The organism is Ruminococcus turbiniformis (assembly GCF_020687545.1).
GTDB lineage: Bacteria > Bacillota > Clostridia > Lachnospirales > Lachnospiraceae > Mediterraneibacter > Mediterraneibacter turbiniformis.
This window is the reverse complement of sequence record NZ_JAJEQX010000049.1, coordinates 1-18,038: the sequence shown is the minus strand read 5'-3', so window position 1 is coordinate 18,038 and position 18,038 is coordinate 1. Positions and strand designations below refer to the sequence as shown.

At 48.5% G+C, this 18,038-nt stretch carries 16 protein-coding genes; 12 read left to right on the top strand and 4 right to left on the bottom strand.

What is annotated here, in order from left to right:
• Window positions 1-155 precede the first annotated feature (155 nt).
• Window positions 156-326 (top strand): hypothetical protein, encoded by a 171-nt coding sequence (locus tag LKD70_RS17155; RefSeq protein ID WP_227709096.1) that lies wholly within the window; start codon window positions 156-158, stop codon window positions 324-326.
• Window positions 327-356: 30 nt separating this feature from the next.
• Window positions 357-1,259 carry a prolipoprotein diacylglyceryl transferase gene (locus tag LKD70_RS17150; protein ID WP_227709095.1) on the top strand — a complete coding sequence of 301 codons (903 nt, stop codon included), beginning with the start codon at window positions 357-359 and terminating at the stop codon, window positions 1,257-1,259.
• Window positions 1,260-1,382: 123 nt separating this feature from the next.
• Here LKD70_RS17150 and LKD70_RS17145 read toward each other — a convergent pair whose 3' ends face one another.
• Window positions 1,383-2,726 (bottom strand): GntP family permease, encoded by a 1,344-nt coding sequence (locus tag LKD70_RS17145; RefSeq protein WP_227709094.1) that lies wholly within the window; start codon window positions 2,724-2,726, stop codon window positions 1,383-1,385.
• Window positions 2,727-2,787: 61 nt separating this feature from the next.
• Window positions 2,788-3,774 (bottom strand): ketol-acid reductoisomerase, encoded by a 987-nt coding sequence (ilvC, locus tag LKD70_RS17140; protein WP_227709093.1) that lies wholly within the window; start codon window positions 3,772-3,774, stop codon window positions 2,788-2,790.
• A gap of 282 nt (window positions 3,775-4,056) precedes the next feature.
• Here ilvC and LKD70_RS17135 point away from each other — a divergent pair, with 282 nt between their 5' ends.
• From LKD70_RS17135 to LKD70_RS17085, 10 genes are all read left to right on the top strand, one after another.
• Window positions 4,057-4,782 (top strand): FadR/GntR family transcriptional regulator, encoded by a 726-nt coding sequence (locus LKD70_RS17135; RefSeq protein WP_227709092.1) that lies wholly within the window; start codon window positions 4,057-4,059, stop codon window positions 4,780-4,782.
• Window positions 4,783-4,972: 190 nt separating this feature from the next.
• Window positions 4,973-8,515: a pyruvate:ferredoxin (flavodoxin) oxidoreductase gene (nifJ, locus tag LKD70_RS17130; protein WP_227709091.1), complete on the top strand. Its 3,543-nt coding sequence runs from the start codon at window positions 4,973-4,975 to the stop codon at window positions 8,513-8,515.
• Window positions 8,516-8,973: 458 nt separating this feature from the next.
• Window positions 8,974-9,813: a MurR/RpiR family transcriptional regulator gene (locus LKD70_RS17120; RefSeq protein ID WP_227709090.1), complete on the top strand. Its 840-nt coding sequence runs from the start codon at window positions 8,974-8,976 to the stop codon at window positions 9,811-9,813.
• Between the two features lie 160 nt (window positions 9,814-9,973).
• On the top strand, window positions 9,974-10,471 hold the full coding sequence (locus LKD70_RS17115; protein WP_227709089.1) for a D-lyxose/D-mannose family sugar isomerase: 498 nt from the start codon (window positions 9,974-9,976) through the stop codon (window positions 10,469-10,471).
• A 104-nt stretch (window positions 10,472-10,575) separates the two neighbouring features.
• The gene (locus tag LKD70_RS17110) at window positions 10,576-11,448 is read left to right on the top strand and encodes an aldose 1-epimerase family protein (protein ID WP_227709088.1); all 873 of its coding nucleotides are present in this window, start codon (window positions 10,576-10,578) and stop codon (window positions 11,446-11,448) included.
• Between the two features lie 121 nt (window positions 11,449-11,569).
• Window positions 11,570-11,812 carry a preprotein translocase subunit SecG gene (gene secG / locus LKD70_RS17105; RefSeq protein WP_227709087.1) on the top strand — a complete coding sequence of 81 codons (243 nt, stop codon included), beginning with the start codon at window positions 11,570-11,572 and terminating at the stop codon, window positions 11,810-11,812.
• A 172-nt stretch (window positions 11,813-11,984) separates the two neighbouring features.
• Window positions 11,985-14,096 carry a ribonuclease R gene (gene rnr / locus LKD70_RS17100; RefSeq protein ID WP_227709086.1) on the top strand — a complete coding sequence of 704 codons (2,112 nt, stop codon included), beginning with the start codon at window positions 11,985-11,987 and terminating at the stop codon, window positions 14,094-14,096.
• Between the two features lie 76 nt (window positions 14,097-14,172).
• On the top strand, window positions 14,173-14,637 hold the full coding sequence (gene smpB / locus LKD70_RS17095; RefSeq protein ID WP_227709085.1) for an SsrA-binding protein SmpB: 465 nt from the start codon (window positions 14,173-14,175) through the stop codon (window positions 14,635-14,637).
• Between the two features lie 57 nt (window positions 14,638-14,694).
• On the top strand, window positions 14,695-15,531 hold the full coding sequence (gene nudC / locus LKD70_RS17090; protein WP_227709084.1) for an NAD(+) diphosphatase: 837 nt from the start codon (window positions 14,695-14,697) through the stop codon (window positions 15,529-15,531).
• Between the two features lie 58 nt (window positions 15,532-15,589).
• A complete protein-coding gene (locus LKD70_RS17085) occupies window positions 15,590-16,012 on the top strand; it encodes a bacteriohemerythrin (protein WP_227709083.1) in 423 nt (140 codons plus the stop codon).
• 121 nt (window positions 16,013-16,133) lie between these two features.
• Here the strand turns inward: LKD70_RS17085 and rbr are convergent, their stop codons facing one another.
• Both rbr and LKD70_RS17075 read right to left on the bottom strand, forming a co-directional pair.
• On the bottom strand, window positions 16,134-16,733 hold the full coding sequence (rbr, locus tag LKD70_RS17080; RefSeq protein WP_227709082.1) for a rubrerythrin: 600 nt from the start codon (window positions 16,731-16,733) through the stop codon (window positions 16,134-16,136).
• Between the two features lie 104 nt (window positions 16,734-16,837).
• Window positions 16,838-17,854 (bottom strand): glycosyltransferase family 2 protein, encoded by a 1,017-nt coding sequence (locus tag LKD70_RS17075; protein WP_227709081.1) that lies wholly within the window; start codon window positions 17,852-17,854, stop codon window positions 16,838-16,840.
• Window positions 17,855-18,038: the final 184 nt, after the last annotated feature.

Here is an 18,038-nt window from a genome sequence, read left to right as displayed (position 1 = left end):
GCTCTGCCCAAAGATCAGTTTTTGAGACTACATTATTATTCATATCCATTGGTAATACCTCCATCATTTGAGATTATCTTATCAAATGCAGGAAGGGATTTGAAGGTACGGATGATTACCTACTTACCGCCACGGGGAACCTGGGGCTGGGCGGAATGATACTCGGGATTATCGGTATTGTGCTCGGCATACAGGGAAAGAAAATACCGGAGCAGGCCGGATATGCGAAGGCCGGTTTGATCTGTTCTGTCGTCGGAACTGTGCTGAGCCTGCTTTTTTATATGGCGTGCATAGCGTGCGTGGGATGTCTGGCGCTTGTGGTATAATGGCGGCTGTATGTTAAGAGGAAGTGGATTATGGGAATACAGATTGGCCCGGTTATGATTCCCTGGTACGGGCTGTTTCTCGTACTTGGGATATTTGCGGGTATGGCGCTCGGATATGTTCTTGTCCGGGCGTTTCGTCTTATATATGATGATTTTATACAGATTGTGTGTTTCGTCGGACTGGGTGCGATGGCCGGCTCGAAGCTTCTTTACCTGATCGTGTCATGGAAAAGCATCGATTTTTCCAGACTGACAGATCCGGAATACTTTAACGCGTTGATGAGCGGCGGATTTGTCTTTTACGGAGGTCTGCTCGGCGGACTGCTGGGACTTTATCTGTGCGGGAAAATACTGCATATCGCAGTGTCGGACTATGCCAGGCTTCTGATTCCGGTGATCCCGCTGGCTCACGCATTCGGCAGAATCGGATGCGCACTGGCAGGGTGCTGTTACGGCGTCCCTTACGACGGGCCGGGTGCCGTCGTCTACGCAGAGTCGCTGGCCGCCCCAAACGGGATGCCGCTTTTCCCCGTTCAGGCGTTGGAGGCGGTCCTGAACCTGATTACCGCGACGGTTCTCTGCGTCTATATTCTGCACAGCAGGAAGCGCGCAGAGAGAGGAATTGCTGAAAAGATACTGGAAAAGACTCCGGAAAAGACGCGGGTGCGGGACGGGGAAACAGATGGCTGGCAGACGCGGCTTCGGAGTGTGGAACTTTATCTTTTATTCTATGCATCGGAACGGTTTATTCTGGAGTTTTTCCGGTATGATGATAGCGAAAGAGGGATTCTGTACGGCTTGTCCACTTCCCAGTGGATCAGTATCGCGGTGATTCTCGCTGCTGCAGGGAGGGTTTTGTATCTGGCAAAGAGAGAAAAGAGAGAGGTGAACACGAAATCACAAAACTCCTTTGAAAAATGTGATTATACATGATATAGTTGAAAAAACAGCATATAATGTAGAATTGAAAGAGAAACTATTAAATATGCTCTCTTCCGGTCGGCAGTCTGAATTTACTTTCCGTCCTGAAGAGAGCATATTTAATATTTGCGAAGGTTAAAGCGGAATTACTAGGCAGCCTATAATTGCAAAGATCATTGCAAATACTGCTGTAATAGCATTGCCGAGGGTGTAGCTTTTCAGCCCTCCTGTGATCGTGAATCCGGAGAGATTGGTGCTTACCCAGAATCCGCTGTCATTCACATGCCCGCAACTGAGTGAACCTGACAGGCACGCAATTGCCATCCATACCGGATGCATTCCAACCGCAGCCGGTACAGAAGCCATGATGGTCATTGTCGTAATGGAGGCTACTGTTCCGGAACCGAGAGCGACGCGGAATAGAGCTGCGATTACAAAGGCAATCAGCAAGGCAAGAACAGGAGATGCCGAAATACTCTGAATAGTTTCAGCAAGCATGTCAGCAAGACCTGTCGCGCTTATAATCGCGCCGAAGGAACCGCCGGCTCCAGTGATCAGAAGTACAATACCGCAGCTTTTCAAGGCTTCGGTCGCTGACTGTTCACACTCGTCTTTTGTCAGTGCGGCGCGTGAGATTATGTATGCGCTCAAAGCTCCGATCAGAAGGGCAGTCGTCTTATTGCTTAAAACAGTGACGATTTCAGGAATATCATCCATAACAGCGTCCATGACAGTTCCGATTAAAATAAGGATAACAGGCAGTAAGATCGGAATCAGCGACATAATGAAGGAAGGCTCTCCCTTTTTCTGGGAAGCAGCATGTTCTTCATATACAGCCACTCCGGTTTCATCTTTTTCAGGATTCCATAAACCTTTGTCAAGCAGAAGGAAGAATACCTTCATTGCAAGTATTGCGGCGATGAATCCGAGAATCGTTCCGACAATAACCATAATTCCAAGATCAAAATGCAGAATTTCTGCAGCAGCCAGCGGATTGGGCGTAGGCGGCGCAAGAGTATGCGCTGCGCCGGCGCCGATAACCATGGCGCCTACCGTGTAGGGCAGCGGCTTGCTGATCTGGCGTGACACTGCAATTGCAAGCGGGATCAGGATTACAAATGTCACATCATAAAATACCGGTACAGACAGAAGAAATGCAGTAATTCCAAGTGCGTACAGCGCATATTTTTCTGATGTTTTTTCAATCATCGTCGTTGCGATCACTTTCGCTCCGCCTGAATCGGAGAGAAGCTGTCCAAGTATAACGCCGAATCCCACGGGAAGGGCGATACCGGTCATAAGATCTCCGAATCCGGTGCCGATCGTATTGATTGTATTTTCTGCTCCGAGTCCGGAGGCGATTCCCATGAAAAGACTTCCGAGAACGAGGGCGATAGCCGGGTTCAGCTTCAGTTTCAAAATCGTAAACAGGATAATCGCTATGGATAAGATAAGCCAAACAAAAATCATAGCATCCATAATAGCTCCTTTCTTCCACATTGATATGCGGCTGAATAAATTGACAGTATAGTTAAATAAGCTATTTCAGTCTGGATTTCAACCGTGCCTCCGCCTGTGAAAATTCGCAGTTGAACGCATCCTCTTCCATTTTGTTCAGCGTTGCAAGATGATTTTCGTGCTGCTCTTTATCCCATTCTTTTGCAAATTCTCCGCTCTTAATTCTGTCATAACGGTTTTTGAGGAAACTGCGGATTTCAGAGGTATCCACATCATTAAATCCGATCAGCTGCCCGTACTGACTTGTGTGTGAGTGGAAAGGAAGCTGGCGGAAGAAACCTACCTCAGCCGCCTTTTCCATCATGACAGCCGGCTCTTTGGAAAGATACATTTCCATAAGTACAGCTTCTTCGGGATGTCCCATTTCAACCTGAAGTTTAAACGCCTCGACAAATACGTTATAAATGATCGGCCACGTTCCCTGTTCGGCCATAAGATCCAAACATGTCTCATCGTCAAATGTAACTTCAATCGCACCCTTTCTTGTTGCACCAATCGCCTTGCAGAGCGCTTTGCCATATTCAAGAGCCTTGCCTGATGCATCCTGATGTACACCTACAAATGCCGGGGAACCTTCTCCGCTTTCATATAGTTCACGTACACCTTTTCCGATCATACGGGGCGCTGCCATTACGACATCCAGACCTTCCGCAGGAACGATTCTTTTAAATGTAATGTTGTATCCAGAAGCAAAATTCACTATATTTCCGGGCTCAAGGTTCGGGGCAATCTGCTCCTCATAGATCTCCGGCGCAACCTCATCCGGCAGAAGAAGGAAAATAATATCAGCCCTTTTAGTTGCCTCTGCGATGGAGTAAACCATAAATCCGTCTTCATTTGCCTGATCGAATGACTCGTCGTGGCGGCTTCCTACAATTACATTTTTGATTCCGGAATCTCTCATGTTGAGAGCCTGGCTGCGTCCTTGGTTCCCATATCCGAGAACTGCAATTGTTTTGTCAAGAATCAGTCCTAAATCCGCGTCATTGTCATAATAAATTTTTGCCATGTTTCATTCTCCTTTCGACACATAAGACATCTGATGTCTGCTTTCTGATGACATAATATATCCGGAGCTTGTAAAAGTCAACAGAAATTGTAAAAAATGACTTATTATACAAAAAAATGACTGAAAAATTATACTAAATGCACAAAAGAAAAAGAGGCGTACGAAAGTTTACATTTCCGAAATTTACGATATAATGGTAGATAAGCTGGTGAATAAAGGCGGGAAAAGCCTTGTATACCGACAATTATGGGAGATTTACCGTGCAAGAATGGAGAAAAAGCAGTGAATAGGAAAACAGATAAAAAAGGCGGGTGGCTGACACCTGTTCCAAAACAGTCTCTGTCGAAAATGGTAGTGGAAAAAATAAAAGAAGGACTGATTAGCGGCGCTCTGCAGCCCGGGGATTTCCTCCCTTCGGAAACAGAGCTCTCCGAAAGCTTTGGGGTTGGCAAATCCAGTGTGCGAGAAGCAATAAAAATGCTGGAGGCTCTTGGCGTTGTGGAAATCTGTAAGGGGAATGGAAGCAGGATACGTACTTCTGTGGATTCTACGGTAATGAATCCGCTGATTTTTCAATTGATTCTGCAGAGCAAAGAGGAAAATCAAAGCAAACTTGTTGAATTCAGACAGATGATCGAAGTTTCCGGAAGTTTACTTGCGATTGATAACGCCAGTGAGGAGGATATTCAGAAGCTGGAGAAGATTCATGAAAGAACGAAGCGTGATTTCAGCAAGGGAAAAGCAACCGTAGAAAATGATATGGAGTTTCATAATCAGATATATATGAGCACGCATAATCCTTTTGTGGTAAGCATTGGCAGCGCAATTATGGAGCTTTTTCAGCCATCCCTTGTGATTTCCAATAGAGATTATTCAAGAATTGTAACAGATAATCATGACAAGATATTGAAAGCGCTGAAACATCGTGATAAAAAGGCGATGGAAGAGGCAATAGTATTATCTCTGGAAAAATGGAAAGATCTGGCGCTCGATGATTTCCTGAGTTAGATGTTTGCTTTTGAATCGATTACCAGAAAGAAGCCTTCCGGCCGGGATGTCTGATACATCGCTTCTGTACTCTAAAATATACAAAAAAACAGAGTACCTTCTATAGACTTTTGTCATTTTTGGCGATATAATGAAACTACATGTGAATTAATTTATTTTTTCTATGTAAAACTTAAGGAGGAACAAGAAAATGGCAAGAAAAATGAAGACCATGGACGGTAACCAGGCTGCTGCTCACGTTTCATATGCGTATACAGAAGTCGCGGCGATCTACCCGATCACACCGTCATCCGTTATGCCGGAGCATGTTGACGAGTGGGCAACAGAAGGCAGAGAGAACATTTTCGGACAGACAGTCAACGTAGTTGAGATGCAGTCCGAGGCAGGTGCGGCAGGTGCTGTACACGGATCTCTTTCAGCCGGAGCTCTTACTACAACATTCACAGCATCCCAGGGACTCCTGCTTATGATCCCGAACTTATATAAAGTTGCCGGCGAGCAGCTGCCGGGAGTATTCAACGTTTCCGCACGTGCACTTGCAAGCCACGCACTTTCCATCTTTGGCGATCACTCAGACGTTTACGCCTGTCGTCAGACTGGTGCGGCTATGCTCTGTGAGTCCAGCGTTCAGGAGGTTATGGACCTGACACCGGTTGCACACTGCGCTGCACTGGAAGGAAAACTTCCTTTCATCAACTTCTTCGACGGATTCCGTACATCTCATGAGATCCAGAAGATCGAGACATGGGATTACGATGATCTGAAAGATCTCGTAAACATGGATGCAATCGACGCTTTCCGTGCTCACGCACTGAACCCGAACCATCCGTGCCAGAGAGGTTCCGCTCAGAACCCGGATATCTTCTTCCAGGCAAGAGAGGCATGTAACCCGTATTACGATGCTCTTCCGGGAATCGTTCAGGATTACATGGACAAAGTTAACGCAAAGATCGGAACAGACTATAAACTGTTCAACTACTATGGAGCTGAGGACGCAGAGCATGTAATCGTTGCTATGGGTTCTGTATGCGATACAATCGAGGAGACAATCGACTACCTGATGAAGGCAGGAGAAAAAGTCGGCGTTGTAAAGGTACGTCTGTACAGACCGTTCAGCGCTGAGGCTCTGATCGCGGCGATTCCGGATTCTGTTAAGAAGATCTCTGTTCTCGACAGAACAAAAGAGCCGGGAGCGCTTGGCGAGCCTCTGTACCTTGACGTTGTTGCAGCTCTCAAAGGTACAAAATTCGATGCAGTTCCGATTTACACAGGACGTTACGGACTTGGTTCCAAAGATACGACACCTGCTCAGATCGTTGCTGTATATCACAATGATGAGAAACAGAAATTCACGATCGGTATCGAAGATGATGTGACACATCTGTCACTGAAAGCAAACGAGCCTCTCGTTACAACACCGGAAGGAACGATCAACTGCAAGTTCTGGGGACTTGGCGCTGACGGTACAGTCGGAGCAAACAAGAACTCCATCAAGATCATCGGTGACAACACAGATATGTACGCTCAGGCTTACTTCGATTATGACTCCAAGAAGTCCGGCGGTGTTACAATGTCTCACCTCCGTTTCGGTAAGCTGCCGATCAAATCCACATACCTGATCCATCAGGCAAACTTTGTGGCGTGCCACAATCCGTCCTATGTGGACAAGTACAACATGGTTCAGGAACTTGTTGACGGCGGTACATTCCTTCTGAACTGTCCGTGGGATATGGAAGGACTTGAGAAACATCTGCCGGGACAGGTAAAAGCATACATTGCAAACCACAACATCAAGTTCTACACAATCGACGGTATCAAGATCGGTAAGGAAATCGGACTTGGCGGACGTATCAATACAGTCCTTCAGTCTGCATTCTTCAAACTTGCTGCTATCATTCCGGAGGAAGAGGCAATCGACCTGATGAAGGCTGCTGCAAAAGCTACTTACGGAAGAAAGGGCGACAAGATCGTTCAGATGAACTACGATGCAATCGATGCCGGCGCTAAGCAGGTTGTAGAGGTTACAGTTCCGGACAGCTGGAAAGACGCGGCTGACGAGGGACTTGCAACTCCGCACGTAGATGAGAACGGAAGAAAAGACGTTGTTGATTTTGTTAAGAATATTCAGGCAAAGGTTAACTCTCAGGAAGGAAATACACTTCCGGTATCCGCGTTCAACGACTATGTAGACGGTTCTACACCGTCCGGTTCCTCCGCTTACGAGAAACGTGGTATCGCAGTGGATATCCCGATCTGGAATCCGGACAACTGTATCCAGTGTAACCGCTGTGCATATGTCTGCCCGCACGCTGTTATCCGTCCGGTAGCCCTGACAGAGGAAGAGGCTGCAAAGGCTCCGGAAGGTCTGAAGACTCTCGACATGATCGGTATGCCGGGAATGAAGTTCACAATGACTGTATCCGCTTACGACTGTACAGGATGCGGTTCCTGCGCAAACGTATGCCCGGGCAAGAAGGGCGAGAAGGCTCTCGTTATGGGCAACATGGAAGCAAACGCAGGCGAGCAGAAGTACTTCGATTTCGGAAGAGAGATCCCGGTAAAACCGGAAGTTGTTGCGAAGTTCAAAGAGACAACTGTAAAGGGAAGCCAGTTCAAACAGCCGCTGCTTGAGTTCTCAGGCGCTTGTGCAGGATGCGGCGAGACACCGTACGCAAAACTGATCACACAGCTGTTTGGTGACAGAATGTATATCGCAAACGCAACAGGATGTTCTTCTATCTGGGGTAACTCCTCACCGTCCACACCTTACACGGTAACTCCGGAAGGCAAGGGACCGGCTTGGTGTAACTCCCTGTTCGAGGACAACGCTGAGTTCGGATACGGTATGCTGCTGGCTCAGAACACAATCAGAGACAGAATGAAAGGTCTTGTAGCTAAGCTTGCTGAGGATGCTGAGAATGCAGACGTTAAGGCAGCTGCTCAGGAATACCTTGACACATTCGGATGCGGCGCTACAAACGGAACAGCTACAGACAAGCTTGTTGCTGCTCTGGAAAGCTGCGGATGCGACCGTCCGGAGAAGGCTGAACTTCTGAAGAACAAAGACTTCCTCGCTAAGAAATCCCAGTGGGTATTCGGTGGTGACGGATGGGCTTACGATATCGGATACGGCGGTGTTGACCACGTACTTGCAAGCGGCAAGGACATCAACATCATGGTATTCGATACAGAGGTTTACTCCAACACTGGCGGACAGTCCTCCAAGGCTACAAAGACAGGTGCTACAGCACAGTTCGCTGCAGGCGGAAAAGAGACGAAGAAGAAAGACCTTGCAGGTATGGCAATGAGCTACGGCTATGTATACGTTGCGCAGATCGCTATGGGTGCTGACTTCAACCAGACAGTCAAAGCCATCACAGAGGCTGAGGCTTATCCGGGACCGTCACTCATCATCGCATACGCTCCGTGTATCAACCACGGTATCAAGAAAGGTATGAGCAAAGCTCAGACTGAGGAGCAGCTTGCGGTAGAGTGTGGATACTGGAACAACTTCCGTTTCAATCCGGCTGCTGAAGGCAACAAGTTCTCACTTGACAGCAAAGAGCCGAAGCAGGAAGAGTACCAGGCATTCCTTGACGGCGAGGTTCGTTACAATGCTCTGAAGAGATCCAATCCGGAGAAAGCTGCGAAACTGTTCGCGATCAACGAGCAGGAGGCTATGGAGAGATACGCATACCTGAAGAAACTGGTAGACGTATACGCAGCAGAGTAAAATTATATTTGCATTCTTTTTATCTGGAAAGAGTCTATATGATGCAGAAAACAGTCACTATTTGGTGGCTGTTTTCTGCTTTTCCATATTTCTATATTTGCAGCGCGGGACATGAAAAGCTGTATCACGAAAAAATATATTTCCTCAAGTGTGTCAAGAAAAAATATTTTGTCAAATATACAAAAGGCAATTGATATTATGAAATAATATTTTATAATATATTTATATAAAAAAGGCATATAGAGCGGAAAAAGCCTTTGAGAGGTACTGGCTGACAAATCCTTAAGGGAGCCCAATGTTATCCAGCCGCCGTGCGTGGAGGCAATGAAGAAGGTCGCATATCATAAAATTGAGTTGTTCCAGACAGAAGGAAAAGCAGCCCTGTACTAATATACCGGAGGGGGAATCCTATGGCAGGATCTGAAGAGGCAGATCCTGAATAGTTCGAGGTGTCTGTTGTGAAAGAAAATAGTATACTGGACAGAGAAGTGTTGGAAGTAATCAGGGAACGGTATGAGGAAATTTTTTCGGCGGAAAAGAAGGTGGCGGACTTTGTCCTGCGCAATCCTCAGAAAACGGTGGACTCAAACGTGTCGGAGCTTGCCAAGCAGAGCGGGGTGAGCGACGCTACGGTTGTGCGGATGTGTCATCACATCGGTTACAGCGGATACTATCAGTTCCGCATTCTTCTGGCCCGTGACCTGGGAAGAAAGCAGGTGGATCAGGCTGCTTCCGTCGAGCATAAAGATATGGTGAGCCGGGTTTTTGCAGAGTATGCGGAGATTATGACGGCCATGGGCAGAAGAATTGATGAAAATGTGATGTTCAAATGCGTGGAGCTGATCAGAACCTGCAGATGGGCTCATATTATCGCGGCGGGAAACACATGCCCTCTTGCCCAGTATATGGGATTCCGGCTCGGGCGTCTCGGAGTGAAGTGCACATATAATGTGGCGCCGGAATACTTCATGAATCAGATCAATCTGGCAGAGGAGAACGATATCCTGATTGCAATCTCTCAGTCGGGAACATCGAGACAGGTTGTGCAGGGGATGGAACTGGGGAAGGAGAAACAGCTTAAAAGTATTGCTATCACCGCGAGTGTGCCCTCCCCGGTATCGGAGCTGGCTGATTATGTTCTTGTCTCTGCCGGAAAAGAAGAACCGTTCAGTTATTACAAGGGATATGAGCATTTAAAAGAAATGGCGGTTATTGACGCGCTGCTGCATTTCGTTACTACACAGGCAGATATAGAAGAGGACAAACTGGAACTGATTCTGTCAGACTATAAGATGTAGCCGATTCTGTCGGAATGTAAGATTTGGCTGATGGAATAAGGGGAAAGAAACAGACAGCAGGACGGTACGCCTGAAGCGGCAGAAAGTCCTGCTGTTTTGCAGTATCACTTCCGGTGATTTGACGGACAGGATATCAGAAGTTGCAGAGGAGGTAATTTACATGAAACGTTCGAGAATCAATCAGGTGATTAAAGATATGGAGGCGCTGATCCGGGAACACGGATTTGAGATGCCTCCGTTTGCCGGGTGGACATGCGGGGACTGGGAAAAGGCAGGCCATGAGTACGACGAGATACGGGACAATAAACTGGGCTGGGACATCACGGATTTCGGACTCGGGAAGTTCGATGAAGTAGGTTTTTCCCTGTTTACGATACGCAACGGCAATCAGAAGATGCCGGAGAAATATAAAAAGCCGTATGCGGAGAAACTTCTGATGCTTTATGAAGGGCAGAGCATTACGATTACACCGTATATGTATCATGATTTTATCGTTCCCAAGACAGGGGGGCCGGTTCTTCTCGGGGAAGTGTCCATGTGCAATGACGACGAGAATGACAACTTTTTCTATGACAAGGCAGTGGGAAGATTCCCGGCTATCGAGGAAGATGAGCCGCCTTACAGGCTGCTCTGTACAGAGTACCCGCAGGCAAAATAGCGGGAACGGCAGTAAAGAGACAGCAGCGGCAGGACGGAAAAAGCAGATGGAAGAAGACGGCAGCTGAAAAAGGAAAAAGCAGCAGCGACAGGAGAGGAGATATTATGAATTATCAGATAACAAACGGAAAACTGAAGGTGACAGTTGATTCGCTGGGAGCGGAGCTTGTTTCGGTAGAAAAAGACGGAACGGAATACCTCTGGAACGGGGACGCGGTATATTGGCCGGAGCGCTCTCCGCTTCTCTTTCCTTTTGTCGGCAGGTTTACAGAGGGAAAATATCTGCTGGACGGCCGGGAGTATGAGATGGACATCCATGGATTCGCCAGGAAGATGCAGTTTGAGACGGTCGGGAAGGGCCAGGCATGGATTGCCATGGAGCTTCGGGATACGCCGGAGACGCTGCGCATGTATCCGTATCACTTCAGTCTTCAGGTGACTTACCGCCTGGAGCGGGATGAGATAAAGACGGAATACCGCGTTCAGAATCAGTCAGACCGTGTGATGTACTTCGGGATCGGCGGCCATCCGGGATTCCGGGTTCCGCTGGAAGAGGGACTGGAGTTCCGGGATTATTTTCTCGAGTTTTCCCATGTGTGCAGACCGGACAGAGTCGGGCATACTTCCGCCTGCTTTGTGAGCGGCGAGAACAGGGAGTTTTCTCTTAAGGACGGCAGATATCTCCCGCTTCGTCACGATATGTTTGACGATGACGCGATCGTCCTTCAGAATATGGCACGATGTGTCACCCTGAAATCGGAGAAAGGGACGCGCAGTGTGAGAGTTTCCTATCCGGATATGCGGTATCTGGGGCTGTGGCATGCGCCGAAGACCGAAGCGCCATATCTCTGTATTGAGCCGTGGATGTCTCTCCCGTCCAGACAGGGCATTGTGGAAGACTTTGCATGCAAGAACGATCTGATCCGACTGAAACCGGGCGGAATATTTGAGACGGGCTGGAATGTCAGCCTGACTTGAGAACTGTTGTCTGACAGACGGAATCTGGCGGACTGCGCAGGCAGTATTTGGCGGATAGGATCTTGCAAACTCGGTCTGACTGTGATAGAATAATCGTGGTTTATCCGCGGGAGGTGTGAAGATGGATATATTAAAAACGGTAATTACGATTATTTTTGTTATAGACTGCATTGCGTTATCTGCGATTATTCTTTTGCAGGAGGGAAAGTCCGATGGTCTTGGAACGATCGGCGGCGCTGCAGACACATACTGGGGACATAACAAGGGACGTTCCATGGAGGGAACGCTTGTAAAAGTCACGAGGGTGGTCGCGGTTTTGTTTCTCCTGTTTGCTGTGATACTGAATCTGGGAGTATTTAACTAAAATACTGCAGGATCCGTTTTCCATACCGGCATGAAAAGTATGATATCAGAAGATAATAATCAGGTAAGCACTCTATACGGATATAGAGTGCTTCTGTTTTTTCTAAAAAACAGCGGAACAGATCGTGGAAAGCATTCTGTGACACAGCACTGGACAGGGAGAAGAAAAAGAGATGGATCAGACATTTGAGAAGAGAAAAAAAGTAATACTGGATTTTATGAGCGACGATCTGTACGTCCCGATGAAGGCCAAAGAGATTGCGGTCATCCTGCAGATCCCGGGCGAACAGCGCAGTGAGCTTAAGGAGGTTCTGGATGCCCTTGTGGCGGAGGGGAAGATCAGCATCTCGAAGAGAGGAAAGTACAGCAGAGAGCACGCGGTCCGGCTGAAAGGGATCTTCCAGGCAAATGCGAGGGGCTTCGGATTTGTCACTCCGGAAGACGGAAGCGGGGATGTGTTCATCTCTGAGGAGAATCTCTGCGGCGCCTTTCAGGGGGACGAGGTGGAGTTTATCATCACAGGGACTCCGTCCGGAAGACGGCGCGAGGGAAAGATCGTGAGGATTGTATCCCACACGGTAGTCAAAGTTGTGGGAATGTACGAGAAGTGCAGAAGCTACGGCTTCGTCAGGCCGGACAACCAGCGGTATCTCAACGATATCTATATCCCGGAAGGGAAGGAAATGGGAGCTGTGACAGGACACAAGGTTGTCGTGGAACTGTTCTCCTACGGCGGGGAACATATGAAGCCGGAAGGACGGATTACAGAGATTATCGGCCACATTAATGATCCGGGGACGGATATCCTTTCGGTTGTGATGGATTACGGCATCCCGCATGAATTTCCGGAAAAGGTGCTGAACCAGGCGGAGCGCGTCGGAAAGGATGTAAGTGATGCGGACTGTGCCGGGAGGAAGGATCTTCGCTCTGTCCGTATGGTGACGATCGACGGGGAGGATGCGAAAGACCTGGATGACGCGGTGTCCGTGGAAAAGGCCGGAGAAAACTACCTTCTGGGCGTTCACATCGCGGATGTGACGAACTATGTGCAGGAGAGAAGTGCGCTTGATAAGGAGGCGCTGAAGCGGGGGACAAGCGTGTACCTGGCGGACCGTGTGATCCCGATGCTTCCGGAGAAGCTGTCAAACGGGATCTGTTCCCTGAACGCAGGGGAGGACCGGCTTGCGCTTTCCTGTATTATGACGATCGGGCCGGCGGGCGAGATCATCGGCCATGAGATCGCGGAGACGGTGATCCGCGTAGACCGGAGAATGAGCTATACCGGTGTTGCCGCGGTGCTTGCGGGAGACCGGAAAGCGCAGGAAGAGCACGGAGAGTTTGTCCCCATGATTTTCCTTATGAAGGAACTCTCCGACCGGATCCGGGAGAGACGGGGAAAGAGGGGATCTATTGACTTCGACTTCCCCGAGACAAAAGTAATACTTGATGAAAAGGGAAAACCTGTGGATATCCGCCCGTATGAGCGCAGCGATGCCACGAAGATTATCGAAGATTTTATGCTCATGGCGAATGAGACTGTGGCGGAAGAGTATTACTGGAGAGAGCTGCCCTTCCTGTACAGGACGCACGATGAGCCGGACGAAGAAAAGATCAGAAAATTCTCGACATTTATCAATAACTTCGGTTATCATATTCATATCCGCAACGAGGTGCGGCCGAAGGAGATTCAGCAGCTTCTCGGACGGATCGAAGGGACGCCGGAGGAGGCCATGATCAGCCGCCTCGCTTTGAGATCCATGCGCCAGGCGCGCTATACACCGGAGAACACGGGACATTTCGGCCTGGCGGCAAAGTATTATACGCACTTTACCTCGCCGATCCGGAGATACCCTGATCTGCAGATTCACAGAATCATAAAGGAAAATCTGCGGGGCAGGATGAATGAGGAGCGGATCGCTCACTATGCGGAGATTCTTCCCTCTGTCGCGGAGCAGTGCAGTTCGCGGGAGCGCACCGCTGAGGAAGCCGAGAGGGAAGTCGAGAAGATGAAGAAAGCGGAATTTATGAGAGACCATATCGGTGAGGAGTTTGAAGGCGTGGTATCGGGAGTTACAAAATGGGGAATATACGTGGAGCTTCCGAACACGGTGGAAGGACTCGTGCACGTGTCAGATATGAGGGACGACCACTATGAGTTCCTGGAGGACAGATATGAGCTGGCCGGGCAGCACACGGGAAAGGTATATAAACTGGGGCAGACTGTCCGGGTAAGGGTAACGGACGCGGACAAACTGCAGAGAACCGTTGCCTTTGAGTGTGTGTAAAACTGCGGCGGGGCAGCAAGTCTGAAAGAGGGAAAAAGGAAAATGCCGCGGCAGGGCGGCAGATGGGAGACAGGATATGGCAAAGGCTGAGACAAAACTTATCGCCAATAATAAAAAGGCATATCATGATTATTTTATTCTTGAGAAGTATGAAGCGGGAATCGTGCTTCACGGCACGGAGGTGAAGTCTCTGCGCATGGGGAAGTGCAGTATTAAGGAGGCGTTTATCCGTGTGGAGTCGGGGGAGATGTATATCTACGGAATGCATATCTCACCGTACGAGAAGGGAAATATTTTCAATAAGGATCCGCTCAGAGTGAGAAAACTTCTTCTGCATAAGAAAGAAATCCTCAAGATATTCGGCAGGATGAAGGAACAGGGAATTACGGTGGTTCCTCTTCAGGTCTATTTCAGCGGCAGCCTGGTTAAGATCGAGATCGGGCTGGCAAAGGGAAAGAAACTCTATGACAAGAGGGATGATATCGCGAAGAAAGACCAGAAAAGAGAGGCGCAGAGGGAGTTTAAGATCAGGAATCTGTAAGGAAATGCCGGAAGGGCATCCGTCATAAATCTGTAAATAAAAAAGGAGAAAAGTACGATGATTCAGGATATACAGCCCATGCATCTGTACAACGAGTACAGGCCGGTTCCGCCGGATGAGGACAGCTACGCACTGTATTACGAGGACCACACTGTTCTTGTAAAGAAAACGGAGGAAGGGATCATATTTCCCAGGTTTCGGGAGATCGCAAGACTGAACGAGGAGATTTACGAGGACTACATATATCTTTTTTCTGTAGATGAAGAGCGGTATTACCTTGTGCAGGAGATCAACAGGGAGCCGCTGTCTGACTTTACAATGGAAAATACGGAGATCTTCCGCTATGCGGATCCGCAGTATCAGGCGTTCGCCGGGATTACCGGATACCAGCTCCGCAACTGGTACAGAAACCACAAATTCTGCGGACGCTGCGGGAAGATGATGAAGCGGGATGAGAAGGAGCGCATGCTTTACTGTGAAGACTGCCGCAACATGGAGTTCCCGAAGATCTGCCCCGCCGTTATCATAGGAGTGACGGACGGAAACCGGATCCTCATGTCAAAGTACGCCGGCAGAACTTATAAAAAATATGCCCTTCTCGCCGGATTTACGGAGATCGGCGAGACCGTCGAGCAGACCGTGGCGCGGGAGGTTATGGAAGAGGTCGGGCTGAAAGTAAAGAATATCCGGTATTACAAAAGCCAGCCGTGGGCGTTTACAGATACCCTTCTGATGGGATTCTACTGTGATCTGGACGGCGAGGATAAAATTACGCTTGACAGAGAGGAACTTGCACTGGCGGAATGGTTTGAGCGGGAGGAGATTCCGGTGGAGCCGTCGAGAGACAGCCTGACAAATGAGATGATTATAAAGTTTAAAAACGGAGAAGTGTAGAAAAACAGAGACGACTGATGTATAATAAGACGGACAGGATTGAAGGAGGTACGATACCATGAGAGCAGAATTTGACGAGAGCCTGGTAACAGGCAACGAAATGATTGATTCCCAGCACAGGGAGCTGATCGACAAGATCAACAGACTTCTTGACAGCTGCGAGACAAGCAAGGACAAGGTAGTGGCTGTGAAAACACTGGACTATCTCGCGGATTATACAGAGTTCCACTTTGGCGAGGAGGAGAAGCTTCAGGAGTCGATCAGTTATCCGGGAATTGCAGAACACAAAAAGGAGCATGACAAGCTCCGTGCGGTTGTAAAGGATCTGTACAATATGCTGGAGGAAGAGGAAGGACCGTCCGACGCATTCGTAGAGCAGGTCAACAGAAACGTGATCGAGTGGCTCTACAGACACATCAAAGGGTTTGACCGCTCTGTGGCTGAGTATAAGTTTATGAACGACAGCAGCGAAAGACTGTAGAATAAGAACAGAACAGAACGCTGAAAAAAGGCCGGAAGACAGGGAGAAAATATTCGCTCTGTCTTCCGGTTTTTGCTGTCGGACTGTCATAATCGTCTTTATAACCGGATGCTGCCTGGGGTTAGTCTGCTTTGTAGCAGGCCAGACTCCAGGGAATGAAATAGCCGCGTTCGTGCCGGCACACCGGGCAAATGGGCGGCGCCTGTGTCCCTTCGTGGATATACCCGCAGTTTGTACACATCCATTTTGCATTCATTCCGGGGTTATAGTAGTTGTCGGATTCGAGCAGATCCGCGAGCTTTGCGAACCGGGTCTCGTGTGTGTGTTCAATGACGGCAATCTGGAAGAAAGCGGATGCCGCCTCGGTGAATCCCTCCTCCTTCGCCGTGTCTCCGAATGCCTGATAGACGTCAGCATATTCTTCGTGTTCGTTGTGTTCCGCAGCCCGAAGCAGACCGCACAGGTCGTCCTGCAGATCGACCGGATATGTGCCGTCCACGGTGATGGTTTCGCCGGCCAGTTCTTTGAGAAGACTGTAAAAGCGCTCTGCGTGTGCGCGTTCCTGATCCGCTGTGTAGCGGAAGACAGCGGCGACGGTGATCATGCCCTCCTGTTCGGCGCGCTCCGCCGCGATCGTATAGCGGTTCCGCGCCTGGCTTTCCCCCGCGAAAGCACGCATCAGATTCTCTCTTGTTCTGCTCTCAGAAAAATTAACAGCCATGATACATCCTCCTTCTGACTCAATGTCCGCCTGCCTTTTTACTTGCAGACTTTATTAAGGAGTATGTGCCATGGCTGTAAAATTTATACATCTGTTAAAGACTGTCAGTTGAAACCGATCAGACGTCTCGCCACGCTGTATGCAAGCGAGGAGACTTTTCTTCCCGGACGGCCGGGCAGATTCATCGTCTGGCCGAGGATTCCGTACCGGATTTTCATATACGTTCTGTAATCCTTTTTCTTGAGATAATCCCAAAGTTCCTTTTTCTTCAGCAGATTTTCCTGCTTTTTGGAACGGATGCAGAGGATCGATGAGACGGTCATCATAATTGCCAGGTAGTTGACCATATATTTACGGAGCTTTTTGCATGAGATCAGGCGCAGCTCATACATGGCGATCATGGACTTTGTCACGAAGAGCTGCTGATCGATCCGGCTGATCATGACTTTTTCGTTGACAGACTGGTCTTCGCGTCCGATAAAATATCTGTAGAAATCTGTGTTCAGATAATACAGTGTGCGCACATGGGGCAGCGGATAATAAACATAGATATTGTCCACATAGAATGTGTGCTTCGGAAGTTTCAGCTGGCAGAGACGGAGCATTTCCGTGCGGTAGATGACAGAGTGCATCAGGATATACTGATCCAGGCGGAAGCGCCCGATGTCTTCCCAGCGGAAAATCTGATTCTCCGGCAGTACGTTGTCATAGCGGATTACTTTTTTGTGTTCCATGCCGACTTTCTCGTAGACATAGTTGGATATGATCATGTCAACGAGGGAATCCGCTTCCACAAAGCCTTTGACAGCTTCGAGAATTCGCAGCAGGGAATCCCGGTCCACCCAGTCGTCGCTGTCCACGACCTTAAAGTATTTCCCTGTAGCATGCCTGAGTCCCCAGTTGACAGCGTCGCCGTGTCCGCCGTTCTCTTTTTGGACCGCTTTGACAATGGTCGGATACTTTTCCTGATAACGTTCCGCAATCTGCTGTGTGCCATCCTTTGAGCCGTCGTTTACGATGATGATCTCCACATCTTCGCCGCCGGCAAGAATTGAGTTTATGGCTTTTTCCATATAAGCCTCCGAGTTATAACACGGAATGGCAAATGAGATATATTTCATGAGTTCCTCCCCGTAGAGTCATTTGCTCGCTTCTTTATTATCACGCGATACGAAACTATTATACCATCATCAGGTATATATTGTAAAATTTATTTTTTTTCGATATACTAATAATATCAGTGTACTGATTTTTTGGTCACAGACTATATTCAAGGAGGAGTACAACAATGAAAAACAATGTAAT

What these genes read in the sequence shown, in the direction of transcription:
- LKD70_RS17155 (WP_227709096.1), top strand. Translation starts at nt 156, where the DNA reads ATGATACTCGGGATTATCGGTATTGTGCTCGGCATACAGGGAAAGAAA.
- LKD70_RS17150 (WP_227709095.1), top strand. Translation starts at nt 357, where the DNA reads ATGGGAATACAGATTGGCCCGGTTATGATTCCCTGGTACGGGCTGTTT.
- LKD70_RS17145 (WP_227709094.1), bottom strand. Translation starts at nt 2,726, where the DNA reads ATGGATGCTATGATTTTTGTTTGGCTTATCTTATCCATAGCGATTATC.
- ilvC (WP_227709093.1), bottom strand. Translation starts at nt 3,774, where the DNA reads ATGGCAAAAATTTATTATGACAATGACGCGGATTTAGGACTGATTCTT.
- nifJ (WP_227709091.1), top strand. Translation starts at nt 4,973, where the DNA reads ATGGCAAGAAAAATGAAGACCATGGACGGTAACCAGGCTGCTGCTCAC.
- LKD70_RS17115 (WP_227709089.1), top strand. Translation starts at nt 9,974, where the DNA reads ATGAAACGTTCGAGAATCAATCAGGTGATTAAAGATATGGAGGCGCTG.
- LKD70_RS17110 (WP_227709088.1), top strand. Translation starts at nt 10,576, where the DNA reads ATGAATTATCAGATAACAAACGGAAAACTGAAGGTGACAGTTGATTCG.
- secG (WP_227709087.1), top strand. Translation starts at nt 11,570, where the DNA reads ATGGATATATTAAAAACGGTAATTACGATTATTTTTGTTATAGACTGC.
- rnr (WP_227709086.1), top strand. Translation starts at nt 11,985, where the DNA reads ATGGATCAGACATTTGAGAAGAGAAAAAAAGTAATACTGGATTTTATG.
- smpB (WP_227709085.1), top strand. Translation starts at nt 14,173, where the DNA reads ATGGCAAAGGCTGAGACAAAACTTATCGCCAATAATAAAAAGGCATAT.
- nudC (WP_227709084.1), top strand. Translation starts at nt 14,695, where the DNA reads ATGATTCAGGATATACAGCCCATGCATCTGTACAACGAGTACAGGCCG.
- LKD70_RS17085 (WP_227709083.1), top strand. Translation starts at nt 15,590, where the DNA reads ATGAGAGCAGAATTTGACGAGAGCCTGGTAACAGGCAACGAAATGATT.
- rbr (WP_227709082.1), bottom strand. Translation starts at nt 16,733, where the DNA reads ATGGCTGTTAATTTTTCTGAGAGCAGAACAAGAGAGAATCTGATGCGT.
- LKD70_RS17075 (WP_227709081.1), bottom strand. Translation starts at nt 17,854, where the DNA reads ATGAAATATATCTCATTTGCCATTCCGTGTTATAACTCGGAGGCTTAT.